Origin of the sequence: Mesorhizobium sp. M5C.F.Ca.IN.020.29.1.1 (assembly GCF_003997375.1) — a bacterium.
Taxonomy (GTDB): Bacteria; Pseudomonadota; Alphaproteobacteria; order Rhizobiales; family Rhizobiaceae; genus Mesorhizobium; species Mesorhizobium wenxiniae.
In genome coordinates this window covers 1-1,554 of record NZ_RZSW01000919.1, presented here as the reverse complement: position 1 = coordinate 1,554, position 1,554 = coordinate 1, and the positions used below count along the sequence as shown (strand labels likewise).

The following is a 1,554-nucleotide window of genomic DNA, read 5'->3' as shown; positions in this document are numbered from 1 at the left end:
GATCTACATAGGCGCCGCCTACGGCCAGGATTGTCGGCGACTTCATCATGCCTGGGAGGAGACCTTTGCTGTTGCCGGGCAAAGACTAGGGTGTCCGGCGGAACCCGGCAACCGGAGGCGCGATTCGAAAGATGCCAGCACGATCCTGCGGGTGAAGCGGGATGCATCCTGGAGTGAAAACACGAAACAAAAAAAGAACAAATCCGGATATTGTTTGTTTTTCAAACGTTTGTCTCCCCTTGCCAGACGAGAACAAAAAAGGTACAAATTAATAAGGATTACGGATTGTCCGGCCTTCATTGACGACCAAGGGGTGATGTATCATGGCTCAGAATTCTTTGCGGCTTGTAGAGGACAAAGCAGTGGATAAATCAAAGGCTCTGGATGCGGCGCTGTCGCAAATCGAGCGTGCCTTCGGCAAGGGCTCGATCATGCGGCTCGGCGCAAACGAGCAGGTCGTCGAGATCGAAACGGTGCCGACTGGTTCGCTTGGCCTCGACATCGCGCTTGGCGTCGGCGGCCTGCCGCGCGGCCGCATCGTCGAGATCTATGGGCCGGAAAGCTCGGGCAAGACGACGCTGGCGCTGCACACGGTGGCCGAAGCCCAGAAGAAGGGCGGCATCTGCGCCTTTGTCGATGCCGAGCACGCACTCGATCCGGTCTATGCGCGCAAGCTCGGCGTCGACCTCGAAAATCTGCTGATCTCGCAGCCCGATACCGGCGAACAGGCGCTGGAGATCTGCGACACGCTGGTGCGTTCCGGCGCCATCGACGTGCTGGTGGTCGATTCGGTCGCGGCGCTGACGCCGCGCGCCGAAATCGAGGGCGAAATGGGCGATTCACTGCCCGGCCTGCAGGCCCGCCTGATGAGCCAGGCGCTGCGCAAGCTGACCGCCTCGATCTCGCGCTCCAACACCATGGTCATCTTCATCAACCAGATCCGCATGAAGATCGGCGTGATGTTCGGTTCGCCCGAGACCACGACCGGCGGCAACGCGCTGAAATTCTATGCTTCGGTGCGCCTCGACATTCGCCGCATCGGCTCGGTCAAGGACCGCGACGAGGTCGTCGGCAACCAGACCCGCGTCAAGGTGGTCAAGAACAAGCTGGCGCCGCCCTTCAAGGTGGTCGAGTTCGACATCATGTATGGCGAGGGCGTGTCCAAGACCGGCGAGCTGGTCGACCTCGGCGTCAAGGCCGGCGTGGTCGAGAAGTCGGGCGCCTGGTTCTCCTATAATTCGCAGCGTCTCGGCCAGGGCCGCGAGAACGCAAAACTGTTCCTGCGCGACAATCCCGACACGGCACGCGAGATCGAGCTGGCGCTGAGGCAGAATGCCGGGCTGATCGCCGAGAAATTCCTCGAAAATGGCGGTTCCGAAGGCGGAGACGATGGTTTCGAGGACGAGGCGGGCGCGATGTAGGATACAGGCTGCCAGTCAAAGTTACCCGTTTGAGTTCGCGTATCCCGAATTGAGTTGGTGTATCGATTTGTTTATGCCGCCGGCCTTGGGCCGGCGGTTTGCGTTTTTGCTAATAGCTCTGGTCATTGTGAAC

Annotated in this window: 2 protein-coding genes; both read left to right on the top strand. The window is 59.8% G+C overall.

From position 1 onward, the window contains the following. On the top strand, positions 1 to 370 hold a 370-nt coding region (locus EOA85_RS38400), incomplete at its 5' end, for a hypothetical protein (RefSeq protein ID WP_206523464.1). Then, positions 324 to 1,421, top strand: a complete 1,098-nt coding sequence (recA, locus tag EOA85_RS34970) for a recombinase RecA (protein ID WP_008875470.1) — start codon at positions 324 to 326, stop codon at positions 1,419 to 1,421. The genes EOA85_RS38400 and recA, both read left to right, overlap by 47 nt. Positions 1,422 to 1,554 lie beyond the last annotated feature (133 nt).

Bases quoted from the DNA above. Each gene is read 5' to 3' on its own strand.
- recA (WP_008875470.1), top strand. From the start codon at position 324: ATGGCTCAGAATTCTTTGCGGCTTGTAGAGGACAAAGCAGTGGATAAA.